This window comes from Amphibiibacter pelophylacis, assembly GCF_037688875.1.
Taxonomy (GTDB): domain Bacteria; phylum Pseudomonadota; class Gammaproteobacteria; order Burkholderiales; family Burkholderiaceae_C; genus Amphibiibacter; species Amphibiibacter pelophylacis.
This window is the reverse complement of sequence record NZ_JAWDIE010000014.1, coordinates 66,540-86,479: the sequence shown is the minus strand read 5'-3', so window position 1 is coordinate 86,479 and position 19,940 is coordinate 66,540. Positions and strand designations below refer to the sequence as shown.

General features: G+C 67.8%; 21 protein-coding genes. 12 read left to right on the top strand and 9 right to left on the bottom strand.

What is annotated here, in order from left to right:
* The 9 genes from RV045_RS10060 to RV045_RS10020 form a co-directional block, all read left to right on the top strand.
* On the top strand, nucleotides 1-758 hold a 758-nt coding region (locus RV045_RS10060; RefSeq protein WP_423235648.1), incomplete at its 5' end, for a UPF0149 family protein.
* A gap of 9 nt (nucleotides 759-767) precedes the next feature.
* Complete coding sequence (hrcA, locus tag RV045_RS10055; protein WP_423235647.1) at nucleotides 768-1,787, top strand: heat-inducible transcriptional repressor HrcA; 1,020 nt, start codon at nucleotides 768-770, stop codon at nucleotides 1,785-1,787.
* Nucleotides 1,784-2,440, top strand: coding sequence for an RnfABCDGE type electron transport complex subunit B (locus tag RV045_RS10050; RefSeq protein ID WP_423235646.1), 657 nt, complete (start codon nucleotides 1,784-1,786; stop codon nucleotides 2,438-2,440). The genes hrcA and RV045_RS10050 overlap by 4 nt, the downstream gene beginning before the upstream one ends.
* Entirely contained in the window at nucleotides 2,437-3,387 is a 951-nt protein-coding gene (locus RV045_RS10045) for a DMT family transporter (protein ID WP_423235645.1), read from the top strand. The genes RV045_RS10050 and RV045_RS10045 overlap by 4 nt, the downstream gene beginning before the upstream one ends.
* A complete protein-coding gene (nth, locus tag RV045_RS10040) occupies nucleotides 3,384-4,037 on the top strand; it encodes an endonuclease III (protein WP_423235644.1) in 654 nt (217 codons plus the stop codon). The genes RV045_RS10045 and nth overlap by 4 nt, the downstream gene beginning before the upstream one ends.
* Nucleotides 4,034-4,234 carry a hypothetical protein gene (locus tag RV045_RS10035; protein WP_423235643.1) on the top strand — a complete coding sequence of 67 codons (201 nt, stop codon included), beginning with the start codon at nucleotides 4,034-4,036 and terminating at the stop codon, nucleotides 4,232-4,234. Before nth ends, RV045_RS10035 begins: the two co-directional genes overlap by 4 nt.
* A gap of 28 nt (nucleotides 4,235-4,262) precedes the next feature.
* A complete protein-coding gene (locus RV045_RS10030; RefSeq protein ID WP_423235642.1) occupies nucleotides 4,263-4,496 on the top strand; it encodes a hypothetical protein in 234 nt (77 codons plus the stop codon).
* A gap of 340 nt (nucleotides 4,497-4,836) precedes the next feature.
* Nucleotides 4,837-5,094, top strand: a complete 258-nt coding sequence (locus RV045_RS10025; protein WP_423235653.1) for an excalibur calcium-binding domain-containing protein — start codon at nucleotides 4,837-4,839, stop codon at nucleotides 5,092-5,094.
* Nucleotides 5,095-5,101: 7 nt separating this feature from the next.
* Nucleotides 5,102-5,563 carry a methyltransferase family protein gene (locus RV045_RS10020; RefSeq protein ID WP_423235641.1) on the top strand — a complete coding sequence of 154 codons (462 nt, stop codon included), beginning with the start codon at nucleotides 5,102-5,104 and terminating at the stop codon, nucleotides 5,561-5,563.
* 35 nt (nucleotides 5,564-5,598) lie between these two features.
* On the opposite strand, the gene RV045_RS10015 is transcribed toward RV045_RS10020, so the two are convergent.
* From RV045_RS10015 to RV045_RS09990, 6 genes are all read right to left on the bottom strand, one after another.
* A complete protein-coding gene (locus RV045_RS10015; protein ID WP_423235640.1) occupies nucleotides 5,599-6,822 on the bottom strand; it encodes a phosphopentomutase in 1,224 nt (407 codons plus the stop codon).
* A 39-nt stretch (nucleotides 6,823-6,861) separates the two neighbouring features.
* Nucleotides 6,862-8,181 carry a thymidine phosphorylase gene (gene deoA, locus RV045_RS10010; RefSeq protein ID WP_423235639.1) on the bottom strand — a complete coding sequence of 440 codons (1,320 nt, stop codon included), beginning with the start codon at nucleotides 8,179-8,181 and terminating at the stop codon, nucleotides 6,862-6,864.
* 25 nt (nucleotides 8,182-8,206) lie between these two features.
* Nucleotides 8,207-9,004 (bottom strand): deoxyribose-phosphate aldolase, encoded by a 798-nt coding sequence (deoC, locus tag RV045_RS10005; protein WP_423235638.1) that lies wholly within the window; start codon nucleotides 9,002-9,004, stop codon nucleotides 8,207-8,209.
* A 48-nt stretch (nucleotides 9,005-9,052) separates the two neighbouring features.
* On the bottom strand, nucleotides 9,053-9,880 hold the full coding sequence (locus RV045_RS10000) for a purine-nucleoside phosphorylase (RefSeq protein WP_423235637.1): 828 nt from the start codon (nucleotides 9,878-9,880) through the stop codon (nucleotides 9,053-9,055).
* A 116-nt stretch (nucleotides 9,881-9,996) separates the two neighbouring features.
* Nucleotides 9,997-11,508, bottom strand: a complete 1,512-nt coding sequence (locus RV045_RS09995; RefSeq protein ID WP_423235636.1) for a glycosyltransferase family 39 protein — start codon at nucleotides 11,506-11,508, stop codon at nucleotides 9,997-9,999.
* A gap of 28 nt (nucleotides 11,509-11,536) precedes the next feature.
* Entirely contained in the window at nucleotides 11,537-12,139 is a 603-nt protein-coding gene (locus RV045_RS09990) for an OmpA family protein (RefSeq protein ID WP_423235635.1), read from the bottom strand.
* A gap of 145 nt (nucleotides 12,140-12,284) precedes the next feature.
* Here RV045_RS09990 and pdxH point away from each other — a divergent pair, with 145 nt between their 5' ends.
* Nucleotides 12,285-12,938, top strand: coding sequence for a pyridoxamine 5'-phosphate oxidase (pdxH, locus tag RV045_RS09985; RefSeq protein ID WP_423235652.1), 654 nt, complete (start codon nucleotides 12,285-12,287; stop codon nucleotides 12,936-12,938).
* 171 nt (nucleotides 12,939-13,109) lie between these two features.
* Entirely contained in the window at nucleotides 13,110-14,675 is a 1,566-nt protein-coding gene (locus tag RV045_RS09980) for a TerC family protein (protein ID WP_423235634.1), read from the top strand.
* Nucleotides 14,676-14,680: 5 nt separating this feature from the next.
* Here RV045_RS09980 and proC read toward each other — a convergent pair whose 3' ends face one another.
* The gene (gene proC / locus RV045_RS09975) at nucleotides 14,681-15,604 is read right to left on the bottom strand and encodes a pyrroline-5-carboxylate reductase (protein ID WP_423235633.1); all 924 of its coding nucleotides are present in this window, start codon (nucleotides 15,602-15,604) and stop codon (nucleotides 14,681-14,683) included.
* Nucleotides 15,605-15,644: 40 nt separating this feature from the next.
* Here proC and RV045_RS09970 point away from each other — a divergent pair, with 40 nt between their 5' ends.
* A complete protein-coding gene (locus RV045_RS09970; RefSeq protein WP_423235651.1) occupies nucleotides 15,645-16,919 on the top strand; it encodes a Glu/Leu/Phe/Val family dehydrogenase in 1,275 nt (424 codons plus the stop codon).
* Here RV045_RS09970 and RV045_RS09965 read toward each other — a convergent pair.
* Nucleotides 16,910-19,297 (bottom strand): heavy metal translocating P-type ATPase, encoded by a 2,388-nt coding sequence (locus tag RV045_RS09965; RefSeq protein ID WP_423235632.1) that lies wholly within the window; start codon nucleotides 19,295-19,297, stop codon nucleotides 16,910-16,912. The genes RV045_RS09970 and RV045_RS09965 overlap by 10 nt on opposite strands.
* On the bottom strand, nucleotides 19,297-19,902 hold the full coding sequence (locus RV045_RS09960) for a rhomboid family intramembrane serine protease (protein ID WP_423235631.1): 606 nt from the start codon (nucleotides 19,900-19,902) through the stop codon (nucleotides 19,297-19,299). The genes RV045_RS09965 and RV045_RS09960 overlap by 1 nt, the downstream gene beginning before the upstream one ends.
* Between the last annotated feature and the right edge of the window lie 38 nt (nucleotides 19,903-19,940).

Here is a 19,940-nt window from a genome sequence, read left to right as displayed (position 1 = left end):
TCGCCATCCCCGAATCCTCCGAGGACGACATCAAAGCCCTCGAAGCCGCCTGCACACCCCTGAGCCCCGGCGAGGAAGACATCTCCATCGAATGGCTGGACGGCTACATGACCGCCCTGGCAGCCGGACCTTACCGCCCCACGCTTCATGAATGGGTGACGCAGCTGCGCCAGGATCTGGCCGAAAGCCAGGAGCCGCTTGCGCCCCTGCCCGAATCCGCCATGACGGCGCTGGCCGCGCGCTGGAAAGTGCTGCAGGCCCAGCTGGATCCGCAGGCCCTGATGGACGGTGACGAAAACGGCCTGCGCCTGCAGCCGCTGATCCTGACCCTGCCGGACGACGAGCGCGAGCGCCTGATCGCCTCTGGCGAGCTCACCGCCGACGACATCGACCCCGACGCCACCGTCTGGGCCAGCGGCTTCATGGCGGGCATGGATGCGGGCGGCTGGCCCGAAGCCGAAGCGCTGGATGGCGAGAACAGCGATCTCTACGAGGAAATCCTGGGCCGCATCATCGTGCTGACCGAAAGCGGCGAGGACCAGAAAGAATCGCTGCAGGCCCTGTTTGACGACGAAGGCGCGACCCTGACCCGCGAGGACCTGATCGACAGCGCACTCTTTGCCGTGCAGGACGCGCGCCTGCTGTGGCTGTCGGTGAAAATCGCCCGCGAGCCCATCACCGTCGCGCCCACGCCCGGCCGCAACGACCCGTGCTCCTGCGGCAGTGGCAAAAAGTACAAGAAATGCTGCGGCGCTTAAAATCGCTGCATGGATGAACGTGCCCAAGCCCTGCTGAACCTGCTGGTCGAACGCTATATCAGCGACGGCCAGCCGGTCGGATCGCGCACGCTGTCCAAAACGCCGGGCATGGTGCTGTCGGCCGCGACCATACGCAACATCATGGCCGATCTGGAAGAGCTGGGACTGATCGCCAGCCCGCACACCAGCGCCGGACGCATTCCCACCGCGCGTGGCTACCGTTTTTTCGTCGATACCCTGCTGACCGCACGCGGCCGCGACGGCCAGCGCGGACAGGTCGCGCTGCCGCCCCCGCTGGGCGAAGGCGGCCAGCCGCAGAAGGTCATCAGCCAGGCCGCGCAGGTGCTGTCGCAGCTCTCCAGCCTGGTCGGCGTGGTGACGGCGCCCAAGCGCAGCAGCATCTTTCGCCACATCGAATTTCTGCGCCTCTCGGAGCGCCGCGTGCTGGTCATCCTGGTCACGCCCGACGGCGATGTGCAGAACCGCGTGGTGCTGACGCCGCGCGATTTCACGCAGACCGAACTGATCGAGGCCAGCAACCAGCTCAACGAGCGCTTCACCGGCGTCGCGCTGGACACCGTGCGCCAGCGCCTGCAGGGCGAGGTCGAAGAGCTGCGCAGCGAAATCTCCAGCCTCATGCACACCGCCGTGCACAGCAGCGAACCGGCCAGCGATGCGGCCGGCGAGGTCGTCGTTTCGGGCGAGCACAACCTGCTGGATGTGCAGGATTTCGGCCAGAACCTGCAGTCGCTGCGGCGCATGTTTGATCTCTTCGAGAAGAAAACCGAGCTCATGCGCCTGCTGGACGGCTCCAGCCGCGCTGAGGGCGTGCGCATTTACATCGGCGGCGAAAGCCAGGTCGTGCCCTTTGAAGAACTGTCCGTGGTCAGCGCACCCTACCGCGTCGATGGCGAAGTCGTCGGCACCGTGGGCGTGATCGGCCCGACGCGCATGGCCTACGAGCGCATGATCGAAATCGTCGACATCACCGCCCGCCTGGTCGGCAACGCGCTGAGCCAGAAGGGATGAGCCCGCCCGCCAGCGAAGCGCAGGAGTGGGCTGACCTTTCGGTTGATCGTCTGGTTGATCGTATTGACGCCCTGCTGCCCCAGACGCAGTGCCAGCGCTGCGGCTACCCCGACTGCCGCGCCTATGCGCAGGCCCTGGTGGACGAGGCCGTGCCGCTCAACCGCTGCCCGCCAGGCGGCCCAGAGGGCGTGCAGCGCCTGGCGGATGTCCTGAACCGCCCCACCCTGCCGCTGGACCCGGATTGCGGCGAGGCGCAGGAGCGCTACGCCGTGCGCATCGTCGAATCCCAGTGCATCGGCTGCACGCTGTGCATCCAGGCCTGTCCGGTGGACTGCATTGTCGGCGGGCCCAAGCGCATGCACAGCGTCATCGAGGCCGACTGCACGGGCTGCGAGCTGTGCCTGCCCGCCTGTCCGGTGGACTGCATCACCTCGTTTTCCGTCACGCCCGGCCGAACCGGCTGGGACGCCTGGACGCCCGATCAGGCCGAAGGGGCCCGCCAGCGCTATCTGGACCGCCAGGCGCGCCAGCAGCGCCAGGCCAAGCGCCCGGACGATTCCCCCGTCGCGGAACTGGATCAACCCGGCACGCGCCAGGCCATTCTGGCGGCGGCGCTGGCCAAGGCGCGCCGCCTGCGCGGGGGTGCGGCATGACGCGCTGGCAATCGAACGCCGTCCTGACCTTCGTCTGCCTGATCTGGGGATCGGCTTTCGTCGGCCAGGCCTGGGGCATGAGCAGCCTGGGGCCGCTGTGGTTCACCGGCATCCGTTTTCTGATGGGCGCGGCGACCATCACGCCGCTGGTGTGGCTGGAACTGCGCCGCGTCGCGCGCCGCGAGGGCCTGGAGCCCACCCGCCAGCGCCTGCGCCACGGCCTGGGCCTGGGCGTGCTGGTCTGGCTGGGCGCCTGCCTGCAGCAGGCGGGCATCGTCCACACCTCGGTCACGCACGCGGGCTTTCTGACCACGCTGTATGTGCCGCTGGTGCCGCTGCTGGTGTGGATGCTGTTCCGCCAGCGCCCGCACTGGAGCGTCTGGCCCACCATGGTCGCCAGCCTGATCGGCCTGTGGCTGCTGACCGGCGAAGTCAATCTGACCCAGCTCAATCCCGGCGATGCGCTGGTGCTGGCCAGCGTCATCCCCTGGGCGCTGCACGTGGTCATGGTCGGCCACTGGGCCGGGCACAGCCAGCGCCCGCTGCTGCTGGCCTGGCTGCAGTTTGTGGTCTGCGGCCTGCTGTCGATGGCGACGGGCGCGGTGCTGGAGCCCGTTTCCTGGTCCGGCGTCCAGACCGCGATGGGCGCGCTGCTCTACACCGGCGTGCTGTCGGTCGGCGTGGGCTACACCCTGCAGGTGGTGGTGCAGCGCCACACCCAGGCCACCGACGCGGCCATCATCCTGACCAGCGAAACCCTGTTCGCCGCGCTGGCCGGGGCGATTTTCATGGGCGACCGCCTGGGCCTGGCCGCCTGGGCCGGCTGCGGCCTGATCCTGCTGGGAGTGGTTGCCGTGCAGCTCGTGCCGCTGCTGGAGCGTCAACGCCCCAATGCCCCGCCCCCCACCGCCGACCAGGCGCCCGAAGTGCCGCCCGCCCACCCATGAACCGCGCCGAAATCACCCGCTTCTTTGCCACCCTGCAGGCCGCCAACCCCGAGCCGCGCACCGAGCTGGAATACACCAGCCCCTTCGAGCTGCTGATTGCGGTGATGCTATCGGCGCAGGCCACCGACGTGAGCGTCAACAAGGCCACGCACCGCCTCTTCCCCGTCGCCCGCACGCCCCAGGCGATGCTAGCTCTGGGGCTGGAGCGCCTGGAAGACGCCATCCGCACCATCGGCCTCTTCCACACCAAGGCCAAAAACGTGCTGGCCACCTGCCAGATCCTGCTGGATGCGCACGGCGGCGAAGTCCCCGCCACCCGCGAAGCCCTCGAAGCCCTGCCCGGCGTCGGCCGCAAAACCGCCAATGTGGTGCTCAACGTGGCCTTCGGCCAGCCCACCATGGCGGTCGATACGCACATTTTCCGCTTGGGCAACCGCACGGGCCTGGCCCCCGGCAAAACCCCGCTGGCGGTCGAACAGGGCCTGCTGCGCCGCATCCCGCCCGAATTTATGCTTCACGCCCACCACTGGCTGATCCTGCACGGCCGCTATATCTGCACCGCCCGCTCGCCCAAATGCGCGCAGTGCGCCGTGGCGGATTGCTGCGACGAGGGGAAGCGGTTTTTGAAGAAGCAGAAGAAGGCGATATGAAATTCTCAAATCAACCCCTCACTGACAAAGAACTCGCCAGCTTTGAAACTGGGCGCGATCTTGCTGCTGAACTTCTGCAGGCCGTGCAGGAAATGAAGGCGGGGCACCTGCGTGTGGTGTCTTCACCTGTCATTGAAGCGCGGCAAAAAACGGGGCTATCGCCATTAATAACCCATCGCAGCGACGAAGTCGTATGATTTCAGTAATCGCTCATTTGAAAACAACATGAATTTCGATCTCTCCTTCAAAAATATTGCCGAATGGATCGCATTGGGTCATTCGATTTCAATTCAGACAGAAATCAATGGCTTATGCTGTGTCATTGCCTCCGATGAATCCAACATGCCCGTCGCCTTGATACACAAAGGCAAGTCACTGCACAAAACGCTCGAAAGACTGGATCGAGGCATTGCAAGCTACATGGAGGACGGCGAATTTATTGATGAAATCAACGGCTGAATTCACAAACCAGACCTCTTCGCCAACAAGTCACGAAAACACTCTACTGCCGTACACCTCAAGGAATCCCATGAAAAACTCTCTCGAACAGGTTCTGGGCGAAGTTGCAAAATTACCCCCCAGCGAACAGGATGTTCTGGCTAATTTACTCATAGATGAAATAAAATCCTAGCAAAAGTGGGCTCATCTTTTCAGTACTTCGGAAAATATTCTCGAATCGCTGGCCAACGAGGCATTATCTGAATTTGCAGTCGGTTCTGGGTTGGCTCGCATGCCGATTACGATGCGATGCTGAAGAAGATGTAAATCAATTTCGCAGAGAATTTGAGTGAGCCAATAAATCGCAATCTCACCACTCGTAAACATCAATACCCTAGTCCGCCTTCACCACCTCGCCAGGCTGGCTCTCGCGACACTTGCGATCACCCAGTCACTGGCAGTATCAGCAGCTCCTATCTACCGCTGCGACGGCCGAAAATTCTGCTCGCAGATGACCTCATGCGCCGAGGCGACGTATTTCCTGAAAAACTGCCCTACCGTCGAAATGGATGGTGACAACGACCGCGTGCCCTGCGAGGCACAGTGGTGCGGCAGGTAAGCCCCCCATGAACGCCCTGAACACCAAAATCCCACCGCCCATCGTCGCGCTGCTTCTGGCGCTTTTGATGGGCTGGCTGGCTGGTTGGGCGACTGGATTTTTCGTATTACCGCATTGGACCGCGTGGCTGGCGGTTCCGGTGCTGTGCGTGGGCCTGGTGTTTGATGTGTTTGGCATTATCCAGTTCATCCGGAACAAAACCACCATCAATCCGCTGTCGCCGCAGAAATCGTCGGTATTGGTGACACACGGCATTTACCGCATCACCCGCAATCCCATGTATGTCGGGATGGCACTGACTTTGACGGCGTGGGCGCTGTATCTGCAATCCATCCCAGCGCTGATCGGGCCGGTAATATTCGCCTCATATATCACCCGCTTCCAGATCAAACCCGAGGAAGATCACCTGTTGCAGATTTTCGGCGAGCCCTACAGAAACTATCTGCAGGAAGTTCGCCGCTGGCTGTAGGCAAGTGCATCAATAGCGATAGCGCAACTGCGCCGTCACTGCCCCAGCCGATTCACCCCATGCGCCAGCGCCCCCACGCCCAGCCAGTGGGACAGGCTCTGGCCGAGGTCGGCGAAGGTGTCGACGCGGCCCAGATCGTGCGCGGCGTGGATGCCAGGCCCGCTGAACAGCAGCGGCACGCACTCGCGGGTGTGGTCGCTGCCGGGCCAGGTGGGGTCGCAGCCGTGGTCGGCGCTGATGGCCAGCACGTCGTCCGGTCGCAGGCGGGCCTGGAGCTGCGGCAGCCAGGCGTCGAAGGCTTCCAGCGCGTCGGCGTAACCGGCCACGTCGCGGCGGTGGCCGTAGTGCATGTCGAAATCGACCAGGTTGGTGAAGACCATGCCGCCGTCCGGGCAGGCGTCCAGCGCGTCCAGCGTGGCGGCGCACAGGGCGGCGTTGCCGTCGGCTTTCCACAGGCGGCTGACGCCCCGGTGGGCGAAAATGTCGCCGATCTTGCCCACGGCGTGGACTTCGCGGCCCTGCGCCAGCAGGCGATCCATCAACGTCTCGCCGGGCGGGGGCGTGGTGTAGTCGCGGCGGTTGCCGGTGCGCACATAAGCGCCCGATTCGCCCTTGAAGGGCCGGGCGATGATGCGGGCGATGCGCGCCTGGTCAAAAATCGGCTTGGCCTTGACGCAGATGTCCAGCAGGCGCTCCAGCCCGAAATGCGTCTCGTGCGCCGCCACCTGGAAGACGCTGTCGGCGCTGGTGTAGCAGATGGGCCAGCCGGTGCGCACATGCTCGTCGCCGAACTGCGCGATCACTTCGGTGCCGCTGCCGTGGCCGTTGCACAGGCTGCCTTCCAGGCCGCATTCGGCCAGCCACTGCGCCATCAGCTCGGGCGGAAAAACGCTCTGCCCGGCGGGTGCGGATGCCGGTGCGGGGGCAAAGTAGCCCCAGTCGAAGGGCACGGGGCAGCCCATCATCTCCCAGTGGCCGCTGGGCGTGTCTTTGCCGAAGCTGATCTCGGCGGCAGCGCCATACACCGCCCGCGCAGGCTGTGTGTGCGGCAGGCCGTCGGGCCAGGCGCCGCTGGTGGCCTGCGCCGCCTGGCCCAGGCCCAGCGCCAGCAGGTTGGGCAGGTGCAGCGGCCGCCCCTGCTGCACAGCCCAGCGGGCGATGTGGCCCAGCGTGCTGGCGCCGGTGTCGCCAAAGCGGTCGGCGTCGGGCGCGGCGCCCAGACCAAAGGAATCCAGCACGATGACAATGGCTCGGGACATGGTGATTTCTCTCGTGGGTTGGGCCGTCAGTTTCGCAACTTATGCCGTGATTTTTTCAAGAAGAACCGGGGATGAGGCCACAGGCGCATCCGACCACTGCAGCGCGGCCAGCAGATCGGCCCTAGCCCGCTCAAACGACGCAGCATCGGCGGCATGGACGACGGCGAGGGGCTCGCCCGCCTGCACCGCCTGCCCCACCTGAACGAACTGGCTGAAGCCCACGCGGCCATCGACCGGATCGCTGGCGCGGTGGCGTCCGCCGCCCAGGGTGATGACGGCCACGCCGATGTCGCGCGTGGCCATGCCCGCGATGAAGCCGCTGCGTGGCGCCAGCACGGGCTGCACCACGGGGGCTTCGGCCACGTAGTGGTCAGGACGCTCCAGCAGATCGGCCGGGCCGCCCAGCGCCGCGACCATGCGGGCGAAGCGCTCGGCGGCAGCGCCGCTGTCCAGCGCGTGCAGCAGGCGCTCGCGGGCGGCGTCCGGCGTGGCGCACAGGCCTCCCAGCTGCAGCAGCTCGGCACCCAGCGCCAGCGTCACGTCCAGCAGGCGCGCATCGCGCCGCGGCGTGGTCAGGAAGGCGATGGCTTCGCGCACCTCGACGGCATTGCCCGCGCTCGTGCCCAGCACCTGGTTCATGTCGGTCAGCCAGGCGTGCGTGGGCAGCCCGGCCCCCCGGGCGACCTGGACCAGCGAGGTCGCCAGCTCGCGCGCCACGTCCAGCCGGGGCGCGAAAGCGCCGTTGCCCACCTTCACGTCCATCACCAGCGACTGCAGCCCGGCGGCCAGTTTTTTGGACAGGATGCTGGCCGTGATCAACGCTACGGGCTCGACCGTGGCGGTGACGTCGCGGATGCCGTACAGCCGCCGGTCGGCCGGAACCAGGTCCGCCGTCTGCCCGACGATGGCACAGCCGGCTTCGCGCACCGCCCGGCGCAGCGTGGCCAAGTCGGGCGCGGTCTGGTAGCCGGGGATGCTGTCGAACTTGTCCAGCGTACCGCCGGTGTGGCCCAGGCCGCGCCCCGAAATCATCGGGACCACGCCGCCGCAGGCCGCGACCAGGGGTGCCAGCATCAGGCTGACCTTGTCGCCCACGCCGCCGCTGGAGTGCTTGTCCAGCACCGACCCGGGTAAATCCTGGCCGCACCAGTCCATGCGTTCGCCCGAATCGCGCATGGCCAGGGTCAGCGCCACGCGCTCGGCGCGATCCATCCCCCGGAAGAAAATCGCCATGGCCAGCGCGGCCACCTGGCCTTCGCTCCAGCTGCCATCGACCAGGCCGTCGACAAAGCGCTGGATCATGGCGGGGTCGAGCGCGCCGCCGTCGCGTTTGATGCGGATGATTTCCTGCGCCAGCATGGCGGTGCCTCCGGTCAGCGGTGGATCAGTAGTGCGGGTTGGCGCCCGGCGCGGGAGCTTCCGCCGTGGCGCCCAGCACGCGGGCGATGTCGTTCCACAGGCCGCTGGCGCCAATGCGAAAACGCGCCGGAACCAGCGCCGCATCGCCCAGCGTGTCACGCACGGCCTGGAAATACGGCCGCGTGTCCGCCACCGTGCGGATGCCGCCCGAAGGCTTCAGGCCCAGACTGTCCCGGCGCGGGTCGGCGGCCATGGCGGCCAGCATGATCTGCACGGCCTCCAGGCTGGCGCCCTGCGGAATCTTGCCGGTGCTGGTCTTGAGAAAATCCACCCCCGCCGCCAGGCCCAGCGCGCTGGCGCGGGCGATCTGCGCGGCGTCCAGCGCGCCCGATTCCAGAATCAGCTTGAGCACCAGCCCCCGGCTGGCCTGGCGCACGCCGTTGAGCAGGCGGGTGCAGGCGGCGTCATCGCCCGCCTGCAGGGCGCGCCAGGGCAGGACGACATCCACCTCCTGCCCGCCGCCACTGCGGATGGTGTCGACCTGCGCGGTGACGGCCTCCAGCGCCTCGTCGCCGCCGGGGAAGTTGACCACCGCCGCCACCGCAATGCCCGGCGGCAACGCCGCACGCGCCTGCGCCACAAAGCGCGGCCAGACGCAGACCGCCGCCGTGCGCGGCAGCACGCCCGCTACGCCGCCGACCTCGCCCTGGGCCTTGCGGCACAGCGCGGCCACATCGGCCTCGGTGCAGGCGTCGCCCAGCTCGGTCAAATCCAGGCAGGCCAGCGCCAGTCGGGCGCAGCCGGTGTCAGAGGCGATATCCATAAACAGTCTCCAAAAAGAATGAGGGGAGGAAGATGACGGCTCGCCGTGTCAAAGAGCCAGTGCCGCGATCAAGCCATGCAGGAATCCGCTGGCGTGGGCGCTGCTGGCCTGCGCCTGCTGCAGGGTGTGGGCGTGGCTGAGGGTCTCGGCCGACAGCCCCGCGCCCATATTGGTCATGAGCGACAGCGCCAGCACGCGCATCCCGGCGTGGCGGGCGATGATGGTTTCGGGCACGGTGCTCATGCCGACGGCGTCGGCGCCCAGGACCTGCGTCATGCGAATCTCGGCCGGGGTTTCAAACTGCGGGCCCAGCAGCCAGGCGTAAACGCCCTCGTGCAGCGCCAGACCCTGCTGCGTGGCGTGCGCCCGGGCCTGCGCGCGCAGATCGGGGTCGTAGGCCTGCGCCATATCGACAAAGCGGGCGGAGCCGGTCTCGCCAACCAGCGGCGAGCGCTGCGCCAGGTTGAGGTGATCGGCCATCAGCATCAGGCTGCCGGGCGGCATATCGGCCCGCACGCTGCCTGCGGCGTTGGTCTGCACCAGCACGTCGCAGCCCCAGGCGCGCAGGGTGCGCAGCGGCACAACCATGCCGCTGGCATCGCCGGTTTCGTAGCTGTGTTTGCGCCCGGTCAGCACCGCCACCTCGTGCGCGCCGATGCGGCCGCACAGCAGATCGCTGGCGTGGCCCTGCACCGTCGGCTTGGGGAAGCCGGGCAGATCGGCGTAAGACACGCGCTGCGGCGCTTCGATGCGCTCGGCCACCCCGCCCCAGCCCGATCCCAGCACCAGCGCGATGCGCGGGCGGGCTTTGTGCAGACGCTGGCGCAGGACGTTCAAGGCGGCATCGACGCAATCGACAGGATCGGTGGGCGACATACAGGCTCCAGGCCAAATGAATGACCACCAGTCTAGCCCCGCTCCCGGGCGGTGTGGGAGGCAGTGTGAGACGTTTTTGGCGGGGGACTCACGCCGCGCCTCCGGTGCCGACCGCGTCAGTTCGGCGGAATGAACACCACGCTGTACGGCACGTCTTTCGGCTGACGCCAGTGCCAGCGCCAGCCGCTGGCATGCACGGTCAGGGTCTGCAGCGGCTGACCGCTGCGGCGGGCCAGCTGCTGCGCCTGCGCCGAGCAGGCGGCGTCGGCCCCAGCGCCCGGACACAGCCAGGCGCCCCACTGCCCGGCAAACTGGCCCTGGCGCGAGAACGTCAGGCTGACCGGGGTGTCGGGCCGTTCGGGCAGCACACGCACCTGCGCATCGCCATAAAAAGCCAACAGGGCAATTTCCGGCCAGGCGCCGCTGACCCAGGCCAGCTTCTGGCCCGGATGCTGCTGCTGCCACAGCGCCATCACCGCTTGGGCGGCGGCTTCGCGCGGCAGATCGTAAGCGCGCGACGGCTTGAAGGCGCTGACGGCCGTCATCACCCCCGCCAGGCCCAGCAGGGCTGCAGCGCCTTTGAGGCCATGACGGCGCAGAGCGGCCGCGCAGGCGTCGATCTGGCCATCATCCAGCGCCCGCACCAGCAGCACCGTGTAGGCAAAGCCGATGGGAATGATCCAGGGCAGCGACAGCTCGACAAAGCCCGACAGCCCAAAACCCATGGAAATCGCCCAGACCAGCACGCTGGCCGTCAGCAGGATGTCGTCCGGACCGCGCCAGATGCGACGCAGGGCGGCCCGGGGCTGGCGACGCACCGCCCACAGCACGCCCAGCAGCGGAATCGCCCAGTACATCAGCGGGCCCAGCGCAAACTTGAGCAGGTTGACCCCGCCGATCCGGCCATCGCCCTGATCTTCGACATATTTCAGCGGCAGACCTTCGTGGTGGACCAGCCAGGCCATGTGCGGCGAGAGCGCCAGCAGACACACGGCCAGCGCCAGCCAGGGCCAGCGCGTCAGGTACCAGCGCCGCCCGCTGGGCGACAGCAGCAGCGCCAGCGCCAGCGCCGTCAGCAGTACGGCCGAGTAGTATTTGCCCAGCATCGCCAGCGCAGCCAGCAGCCCCAGTGCCACGGCCTGCAGCAGCGGCCGACCGTGTGCGCGCACCGAGCGCAGCAGCACCCACACCAGCCAGGGCCACACGGCCAGCAGCACGCTGTTGGCGTTGAGCTTGCCCGCCAGCGTGCTGTAGGGCAGCGCCAGCGCGGCCAGCAGCACGGCCACCAGCGCGAGACTGCGGCTGCGCCCGGCTTTCGCGTCCTGACGCGCCAGCGCGGCAACCCCCGCCAGCGCCACCGCCACGTTCAGACCGGCCAGCAGCCAGTAGGCCCAGGCCGTGTCCGGCCAGACGCGAAACCAGGCCCCGGCCAGCCAGGCCTGCAGCGGCGGGTGCTTGTGCGTGCCCCACTCAAAGACCTGGCCCCAGGCGTAGTTCTCCAGCATGTCGCCGTAGCCGTCCAGATTCGGGCGGGCCAGGGTGCGCATGGCCCACCAGAGCAGCGTCCAGATAAAAACAAAACCGGCGACAGACAGGCTGCCACCGGTTCTCAGGCGCGGTATTTTCATCCGGCCTCTCCTTCAGCGTGAAAGGAGCTTATTTTTGCAGATTCAGCTCGACGCGGCGATCTTCTTTGGGGTCGGTGCTGAATTCGCTGGCGGCCGGCTTGTCCATTTCCAGCTGGCCTTCGGGCACACCCAGCTGGACCAGCGCGTCGCGCACGGCAAAAGCGCGCTTCTTGGCCAGTTCGGCGTTCTTGTCGGCGCTGCCGGTCTTGTCGTGATAGCCCGACAGGTGCAGTTTCAGCGCAGGCTCGGCCTTCAGGCGCTCGGCGACTTTGGCGATGCCGTCCTTGGCTTCATCGGGAATCGTTGAGGAAGCCACCGCAAAGTAGACGGTGCTCAGCACTTCCTTGCTGGGCGCTGCGGGTTCAGCCGCAGCAGCGTCCGCAGCCGGAGCGGCATCTGCAGCGGGAGCAGCTTCAGCGGCGGGTTCGGCGGCAGGAGCCGGCTCAGCCGGTGCAGGTGCCGGTTCTGCGGGCGCAGCAGGTGCCATGGCGGCGGGCGCGGCAGCCGCCAGCTTCTGCGGCTTGGTCGCCCACCAGGCGCCAATGGCGATGGCGGCGCCGACCACGGCAGCCAGGATCACGCCGGTGACGGCCATGCGTTCGCGTTCTTCGTCTTCACGTTCGGGAGTCATGGAATCTTCCTTGGGGTATCTTGGGATATAAACAGGCGGCAGTGTAAGTCAGCACGTCAGGCTGTTGGCCTGGCGTTTGCATCCGCAGCCCGCTTCGCTGCTTTTGACGGCATTTGGGCACTGCCTCGACATTTTTTTGTGGCTTTTGGAGCACACCGTGATCCGTATCAGTGAACTGCGTACCGACTACCAGATGGGCGAACTCGATGAGTCCAGCGCCCACGCCAACCCCATGATCCAGTTCCAGACCTGGCTGGACGAGGCCATTGCCGCCGGGGTGCCCGAACCCACGGCCATGACGCTGGCCACCGTGGACGCCGACGGCCAGCCCTCCACCCGCGTGGTGCTGCTCAAGGGCGTGGACGATGGCCTGGTCTGGTACACCAACCAGGACAGCCGCAAGGGCCGCGAGATCGCCGCCAACCCGCGCGTGGCGCTGCAGTTCCACTGGGTGCAGATGGAACGCGTGGTGCGCATCGAAGGCGTTGCGCAGATCGCCGAGAGCGAACTGGCCGACGCCTATTACCACTCGCGGCCGCTGGCCTCGCGCCTTGGCGCCTGGGCCTCGCCGCAGTCGCAGGTGATTGCCGGGCGCGACTGGCTGCAGCAGGCCTGGACGCAAGCTGGCGCCGAGCACGGCGAGCACCCGCAGCGACCGCCGCACTGGGGCGGCTACCGCCTTCTGCCGCGCGAATGGGAGTTCTGGCAGGGCCGCCGCTCGCGCCTGCACGACCGCCTGCGCTACCGCCTGGACCCGGCCGCGGGCGATGGCTGGCTGCGCGAGCGCCTGGCGCCCTGAGCGCGCGCAGTGGGGTCAGGAGGGTGAAACTTCGCTAGAATCAAGGGCTTTCAACTTTCTGTTCCCCGCTGTGAACCCAGACCCTGCGAGTCGACGCCCCTGCGCGTCGCACGGCTTTCCGAGCTTTTGTGAGGGCGCCTGTCGCGCCGTCCAGCCTGTCAGGAGGCCCGCATGGAACTGCTGATGGATCCGCAGATCTGGATTGGTCTGCTCACCCTGGTGGTGCTGGAAGTCGTCCTGGGCATCGACAACCTGGTGTTCATCGCCATCCTGGCCGACAAGCTGCCGCCCGAGCAGCGCGACCGCGCGCGCCAGATCGGCCTGACGCTGGCGCTGCTGATGCGGCTTCTGCTGCTGTCCGTCATCTCCTGGATGGTGACGCTGACCCAGCCGCTGTTCAGCGTGCTGGGCTGGCCGGTTTCGGGGCGTGACCTGATCCTGCTGGCGGGCGGGGTTTTCCTGCTCTTCAAGGCCACCACCGAGCTGCACGAGCGTCTGGAGGGCAACACCCAGCACGGCAGCGCCAACGTCGCCTACGCCAGCTTTGGTGTGGTCGTGGCGCAGATCGTGGTGCTGGACGCGGTGTTCTCGCTGGACGCCGTCATCACCGCCGTGGGCATGGTCCAGCATCTGGAAGTGATGATGGCCGCCGTGGTGATTGCGATGAGCCTGATGCTGCTGGCGTCCAAGCCACTGACGGCCTTCGTCAACGCCCACCCCACGGTGGTCATCCTGTGCCTGAGCTTCCTGCTGATGATCGGTTTCAGCCTGGTCGCCGAGGGCCTGGGCTGGCACGTGCCCAAGGGCTATATTTACGCGGCAATTGGTTTCTCGATCCTGATCGAGGGCTTCAACCAGTGGTCCATGCGCAACTCGGTGCGCCAGCAGGCCCGACTGCCGCTGCGCGAGCGCACCGCCGACGCCATCCTGCGCCTGATCGGCGGCCGCCAGCGTGGGGCCAGCGCCCCGGTGGCGGCCTCGGGCCAGGGATCGCACAGCGATGCCCGGCATGACGAACAGCCGCCCGCCTTCCGCGAGGAAGAGCGCTACATGATCAACGGCGTGCTGACGCTGGCCGAGCGCTCGGTCAAGGCCATCATGACGCCCCGCGCCAACATCAGCTGGGTCGATGTCGAGGACGACATTGACGCCGTGCGCCGCCAGATCCTGGACACGCCACACAGCCTGCTGCCGGTCTGCCGGGGTTCGCTGGACGAGGTGATCGGCGTGGCGCGCGCCAAAGATCTGCTCACCGCCGTGCAGGAGCACGGACACCTGCGCCAGTTCAAGCCCAAAACCCAGCCCAGCGTGGTGCTGGAGAGCGTGGACATCATCAAGCTGCTGTCGGTGCTGCGCCTGGCCAAGGGCTCGCTGGTGCTGGTCAATGACGAGTTCGGCACCGTGCAGGGCCTGGTCACACCGCTGGACGTGCTGGAAGCCATCGCGGGCGAATTCCCCGACGAGGACGAAACCCCCGACGTGATTTTTGACGGTCGGGCCTGGCTGGTCAAAGGCCACACCGACCTGCACCAGCTCGATCAGGTCATCGAAGGCGCAGGCTTTGTCGATGCAGACAGCGACAGCGTGTCGCTGGCGGGTCTGCTGCTGCGCTGGTTCGGCCACCTGCCCTCCAAGGGCGAATCGGTCGAGCGTCTGGGCCTGCGCTTTGACGTGCTGGAGGTGGCCGAGCGCCGCATCGCGCTGGTGCGCATCTCGCGGCTCAAGACCGCGAGCTGACAGGCTCAGGCCTGACCCAGCTCCTGCGAGCGCTCGCGCGCCTTGTGCAGCGCAGCCTGGACCAGCGCTGGCAGACCGCCGTCCAGCATGTGGCTGATGGCCGCGTGCGTCGTGCCGCCCGGTGAAGTGACGCGGGCGCGCAGCACGGCCGGATCGACCTCGCTGGCCCGCGCCAGCGCCGTGGCGCCCGCCAGGGTCTGCAGCACCAGCTGGCGCGCCGCCGCAGCGGGCAGGCCCATGTCGCGCCCGGCGGCCATCATGGCTTCCATCAGCAGAAACACATAGGCCGGGCCGGAGCCCGAGACGGCGGTGACGCTGTCCAGATCGCCTTCCGCTTCCACCCAGAGCAGCTCGCCCGTGGACTTCAGCAGTGCCTGCACGCTGTTGCGCTGCGCAGCGCTCACGGCCGGAGCTGCAAACAGCCCCGTCATGCCTTGCCCGACCAGCGCGGGCGTGTTGGGCATGGTGCGCACCAGCGCCGCTGCGCCGGTGGCCTGCGCCAGACGCGCCAGCGTCACGCCCGCCATGACGCTGACGTGCAGCGCCGGGGCCGCAAAGCCGGGTGGCAGTTCGGCCGCTGCCGCCGCAAAGCCCTGGGGCTTGACCGCCCACAGCACGGTGTCGCTGGCGTCCAGTTCTGGCGCCGCTGCAGGCAGCTCTGAGAGATCCGGCAGAACCGTCACGCCCAGATCGCGCGCCAGCGCGGTGCGCGTGTCTTCGCTGCGTTCGACCACGCGCACGCGGGCCAGCAGCGCTGCATCGGCCCCGGCCAGCGCGCCGCCCAGCAGGGCCCGCGCCATATTGCCGCCGCCCACCACCACAAGTCGGCCAGCCAGCGCTGCCGCCAGGCCCGGAGGCGGGGATGCGGGCAGGGTCTCTGGAGAGGGCGTCAGCCCCGTGTCATAAAATCCGCTGGTCTGGGTCTGCATGGTCGGGCCCCGCCGTTAGAACATCATTCCAAAAGGAGACATTATGCAAGGACTGTCCTTCGTCCAATCCCACCCCACCAGCCCGTGGACGACCTACCTGTCGCAGGTCGATCGCGTTGTGCCCTATCTGGGGCCGCTGTCGCGCTGGGCCGAAACCCTGCGCCGACCCAAGCGCACGCTGATCGTCGATGTGCCCATCGAGCTGGACAACGGCGTGGTGATGCATTACGAAGGCTACCGGGTGCAGCACAACCTGTCGCGCGGCCCGGGCAAGGGCGGCATCCGCTACCACCCGGACGTGACGCTGGAAGAAGTCATGGCCCTGTCGGCCTGGATGTCGGTCAAGACCGCCGCCGTCAACCTGCCCTACGGCGGCGCCAAAGGTGGCGTGCGCGTTGACCCCAAACAGCTCACGAGCAACGAACTCGAAAAACTCACCCGCCGCTACACCAGCGAGATCGGCATCATCATCGGCCCGCAGCAGGACATTCCGGCGCCCGACGTCAACACCAACGGCCAGATCATGGCCTGGATGATGGACACCTACTCGATGAACACCGGCGCCACTGCCACCGGCGTGGTCACCGGCAAGCCGATTCCGCTGGGCGGATCGCTGGGCCGGGTCAAGGCCACCGGCCGCGGCGTGTTCGTGACCGGGCGCGAAGCGGCGCGGCGCATCGGCCTGCCGCTCAACGGCGCGCGCGTCGCCGTGCAGGGCTTTGGCAACGTGGGCTCGTCCGCCGCCGAGCTGTTTGTGGGCGAAGGCGCCCGCATCGTCGCGGTGCAGGATCACACCGGCAGCATTTACCGCGAAGCGGGTTTTGACATGGCCGACCTGATGGCCCATGTGCGCGAGACCGGCGGCGTCGGCGGTTTTGCAGGCGGCGAGCCCATGGAGAACGAGAAGTTCTGGGACGTGCCCATGGACATCCTCATCCCCGCCGCGCTGGAAGGCCAGATCGACCCCGGACGCGCCCAGCGCCTCAGCGCGAAACTGGTGCTGGAAGGCGCCAACGGCCCCACCCTGCCCGAGGCCGACGACATGCTGGCCAGCCGCAACATCCTGGTCGTGCCCGACGTGATCTGCAATGCGGGCGGCGTGACGGTGTCCTACTTCGAGTGGGTGCAGGATTTCTCCAGCTTCTTCTGGACGGAAGACGAGATCAACCTGCGCCTGGACAAAATCATGGTCGATGCCCTGAAACGCATCTGGGACGTGGCTGACCACCACCGCATCAGCCTGCGCACGGCCACCTTTGTGGTCGCCTGCGAGCGCATCCTCGAAGCGCGCCAGGTGCGCGGTCTCTACCCCTGACCGGGGCTCTGCGGCCGGATCGGCGCGAAGCGGCGCAGGCGCAGCGCGTTGGTCAGCACGCAGACGCTGGACAGCGCCATCGCGCCTGCGGCAAAGCCCGGCGAGAGCGTCAACCCGAAGATCGGGTAGAACACCCCGGCGGCCAGCGGAATCAGCGCGGCGTTGTAGGCAAAAGCCCAGAACAGGTTCTGGCGGATGTTGGACAGCGTCGCGCGCGACAGCGCTACGGCGGTTGCCACGCCTTGCAGGCTGCCGGACATCAGCACCACATCGGCGGCCTCCATGGCCACATCGGTGCCCGTGCCCAGCGCCACGCCCACATCGGCTTCGGCCAGCGCGGGCGCGTCGTTGATGCCATCGCCCACAAAAGCCACTGCGCCAAAGCGTGCGCGCAAGTCTTTCACCGCCTGCGCCTTGCCGCCAGGCAGCACACCCGCCACGACCTCGGTGATGCCAAGCTGGCGCGCCACGGCCTGCGCGGTGCGGGCGTTGTCGCCGGTGATCATCGCCACGCGCAGCCCCATCTGGCGCAGCGTGGCCAGCGCCTGCGCGGTGTCGGGCTTGAGCGGATCGCTCACCGCCAGTGCGGCGGCGCAGTGGCCGTCAATGGCCACAAAAACCGGCGACTGCCCCTGATCCGCCCACTCAGCCGCTTTGGCGGTCAGCGCCGGGTTCAGGTTCTGGGCATGAACCTGACCCACGATCTGCTCGATATACGCCTGCGAGCCCAGGGCCACGCTGCGCGGCACGCCGCCCTGCAGCACCGTGCCGCGCACGCCCAGACCCACGGCGCCCTCGTAATCCCGCAGCTCGGGCAGCGTTAAACCGTCATCCTGTGCGGCGCGCACCAGGGCCTGCGCCAGCGGATGGCTGGAGCGCGACTCCACCGTCGCCACCGCCGCCAGCACCGTGGCGCGGTCAAAACCGGGCGCCAGATGCAGCGCGGTCAGCGCCGGTTTTCCGGCCGTCAGCGTGCCGGTTTTGTCCAGCGCCACCACACGGGTGTCGCGCAGCCCCTGCAGCGCCTGACCTTTGCGGAACAGCACACCCAGCGCCGCACCGCGCCCGGTGCCGACCAGAATGGCCGTGGGCGTGGCCAGGCCCATGGCGCAGGGGCAGGCGATGATGAGCACCGCCACCGCGCTGACCAGCGCGTGCGGCAGCGCCGGGACAGGCCCGAGCACCAGCCAGGCCAGGAAAGTCAGCAGCGCCAGCCCCATCACCACTGGCACGAACACCGCCGTCATGCGGTCCACCAGCGCCTGAATGGGCAACTTGCCCGCCTGCGCCTGCTCAACCAGCCGGATGATCTGCGCCAGCACGCTGTCACCGCCCACCGCCGTGGCGCGGATCACCAGGGCGCCCTGCTGGTTGACCGTGCCGCCGACCACGCGGTCGCCCGCGCGCTTGGCCACGGGCAGGGGCTCGCCGGTGATCATGGCCTCGTCCACCCAGCTCTCGCCGTCCAGCACCTCGCCGTCCACGGGCACGCGCTCGCCGGATCGCACCACCACCACGGTGCCCCGGGCCACCCGGGCCAGATCCTGCTCGGTGATGTCGCCGCCTGGCCCGCGCACCCAGGCCGTGCGCGGCTGCAGCCCGACCAGACGCCCGATGGCCAGCGCCGTGCGCCCGCGCGCCCGGGCCTCCAGCCAGCGCCCCAGCAGAATCAGGGTGACGATGACTGTGGCGCTTTCAAAATACAGGTGCGCCGCGCCTGCCGGCAGAAGCATCGGCGCCAGCAGCGCCACCATGGAATAGCCCCAGGCCGCCAGCGTGCCCACGGCCACCAGCGCGTTCATGTCCGGCGCGCCGTGCAGCAGCGCGGGCAGTCCACGCGCAAAAAAGCGCCGCCCCGGCCCAATCATCACCGCCGTGGTCAGCAGCGCCTGAAGGGCGCCGTTCAGGCCGTTCCCCAGCGTGGACTGGACCAGATGGTGCCAGCCGGGGATCAGGTGCGCGCCCATGTCCAGGACAAAAACCGGCCACGTCAGCAGCGCTGCCCGCAGCAGATCGCGGCGCAGCGAACGCAGCTCGGTGGCTTCGGGCGCTTCTTGGGGGTCGTACGCATGAGCGGATGCAGCAGATGCAGCGGATGAATCGGCTGAGTCGGCTTCAGCCGCTTTCTCTTCAGGAGCCGCTGGGTAGCCGGCCTTGTCCAGCACAGCGGCCAGAGCGTCACGCGACAGCGCCGCATTGCCTTCGACATCGGCCCGGCCGGTGACCAGGTTGACCGATACGGCGCTCACGCCATCCACCTTGCGCAGCACGCGCTCGACGCGCGCCGCGCAGGCCGCGCAGCTCATGCCGGTGACGGTGAGGTTCAGGTGCTGCGCGACCTCAGCCCTGTCGGGCGCCGCAGACTGCGCAGCAACCATCAGCGCCGACGGCGCGGAAACGGCGGCTGGCCGCGCCAGAAACGGATCATCAGAAAACCGCCCAGCATGCCACCCAGGTGGGCGAAGTGGGCGATACCGTCACCGCCGCCCGCCACGCCAGACAGCAGCGCCAGCGCGCCAAAGACCATCACGAAGTACTTGGCCTTCATGGGGATGGGCGGGAAGAGAGGCATGATCATGCGGTTGGGAAACAGCATGCCAAACGCCATCAGCAGGCCATAAAGTGCGCCCGAAGCGCCCACCGTGGGAGCGCTCATGCCGACAGAGAAGCTCAGCAGCAGCTGCGCCAGCGCAGCCGTCAGCGTGCTGGCCAGCAGGAAGTGCGTGTAGCGGCGGCCGCCCCAGATGCGCTCCAGCTCGCCGCCAAACATCCACAGGCCCAGCATGTTGAAGAACAGGTGGCCGAGGCTGGCGTGCAGGAAGCCGTAAGTCACCACCTGCCAGGGCCAGAACAGGCCGGAATTGACGGGCCACAAGGCCAGCCAGGCGCCCACGGCGCCAGCGCCGGGAACCAGCAGGGTCAGACAGAAGAGCGCCGTGCAGATCAGCATCAGCGCTTTGGTCACGGGAGGGATGGGCGGCACGATGAGCTCCGGCGGGTCGGTGGCGGGGCAGTATAGCA

Bases quoted from the DNA above. Each gene is read 5' to 3' on its own strand.
- RV045_RS10035 (WP_423235643.1), top strand. From the start codon at position 4,034: ATGAAATTCTCAAATCAACCCCTCACTGACAAAGAACTCGCCAGCTTT.
- RV045_RS10050 (WP_423235646.1), top strand. From the start codon at position 1,784: ATGAGCCCGCCCGCCAGCGAAGCGCAGGAGTGGGCTGACCTTTCGGTT.
- hrcA (WP_423235647.1), top strand. From the start codon at position 768: ATGGATGAACGTGCCCAAGCCCTGCTGAACCTGCTGGTCGAACGCTAT.
- RV045_RS10045 (WP_423235645.1), top strand. From the start codon at position 2,437: ATGACGCGCTGGCAATCGAACGCCGTCCTGACCTTCGTCTGCCTGATC.
- deoA (WP_423235639.1), bottom strand. From the start codon at position 8,181: ATGCTGGCGCAGGAAATCATCCGCATCAAACGCGACGGCGGCGCGCTC.
- proC (WP_423235633.1), bottom strand. From the start codon at position 15,604: ATGCAGACCCAGACCAGCGGATTTTATGACACGGGGCTGACGCCCTCT.
- RV045_RS09965 (WP_423235632.1), bottom strand. From the start codon at position 19,297: ATGGTTGCTGCGCAGTCTGCGGCGCCCGACAGGGCTGAGGTCGCGCAG.
- RV045_RS10020 (WP_423235641.1), top strand. From the start codon at position 5,102: ATGAACGCCCTGAACACCAAAATCCCACCGCCCATCGTCGCGCTGCTT.
- RV045_RS10030 (WP_423235642.1), top strand. From the start codon at position 4,263: ATGAATTTCGATCTCTCCTTCAAAAATATTGCCGAATGGATCGCATTG.
- RV045_RS10000 (WP_423235637.1), bottom strand. From the start codon at position 9,880: ATGTCGCCCACCGATCCTGTCGATTGCGTCGATGCCGCCTTGAACGTC.
- RV045_RS09995 (WP_423235636.1), bottom strand. From the start codon at position 11,508: ATGAAAATACCGCGCCTGAGAACCGGTGGCAGCCTGTCTGTCGCCGGT.
- nth (WP_423235644.1), top strand. From the start codon at position 3,384: ATGAACCGCGCCGAAATCACCCGCTTCTTTGCCACCCTGCAGGCCGCC.
- RV045_RS09990 (WP_423235635.1), bottom strand. From the start codon at position 12,139: ATGACTCCCGAACGTGAAGACGAAGAACGCGAACGCATGGCCGTCACC.
- RV045_RS10015 (WP_423235640.1), bottom strand. From the start codon at position 6,822: ATGTCCCGAGCCATTGTCATCGTGCTGGATTCCTTTGGTCTGGGCGCC.
- RV045_RS09980 (WP_423235634.1), top strand. From the start codon at position 13,110: ATGGAACTGCTGATGGATCCGCAGATCTGGATTGGTCTGCTCACCCTG.
- deoC (WP_423235638.1), bottom strand. From the start codon at position 9,004: ATGGATATCGCCTCTGACACCGGCTGCGCCCGACTGGCGCTGGCCTGC.